1 protein-coding gene is annotated in these 596 nt (G+C 54.2%); it reads right to left on the reverse strand.

The window, feature by feature from the left end; translation table 11 throughout:
• The coding region (locus J5224_RS34055; protein WP_264629270.1) for an acyltransferase family protein at positions 1–596 on the reverse strand (596 nt) is incomplete at both ends.

A 596-nucleotide genomic window follows, 5' to 3' on the forward strand; every position in this document is an offset into this window, starting at 1 on the left:
AAAATAGAGAGTGATGCCGCACCCAATCGCGGTGACCAATGGCGCAGCCAGTGGCTGTCCGGATCGCGTGCCAGCGCGCTCAGACACACCAATCCCACCTGAGCGGGCAGCAGCAGACCGTTGTGCAACAAGAAATACCAGTAGGCTTCGCCGTTAGTGAACAGCCAGGCACCCGCGATGAAGTTCAGCACAATGAACGCGACAACCCCGGTGCGTTGGCCGCTGGTGAGTGGCATTCTGGCGCGATCGCGGTAATGGCGGAACAGCGCATAGCCCAAAATCCCTGCTAAAAATTCCGGCAAACGGAAAATAGGTCCGCGTTGCAGCAAACCGGTGTAGGGCATACCAAACTGTTGCTTCCAAATAATCCAGGCCGGCGGTATCAAATAAAGCAGACAAATAATGCCAAGCCAAATCCAGGGGTGGCGGCTGTTGAGTAAGCGTGGGCCCAACGCAGGAAACAGCAAATAGAAGAAAAACAGCGTTGAGAGCGACCACAGCGGGGCATTGAACGTCAGAAAATAGGGGTTCCATGCTTGCAGCATAAACACTTGCAGCAGGCTATTGAACAGCAATTGCGCGTTGGTCATGTAATG

It is taken from the genome of Candidatus Symbiopectobacterium sp. NZEC135 (genome assembly GCF_025962695.1).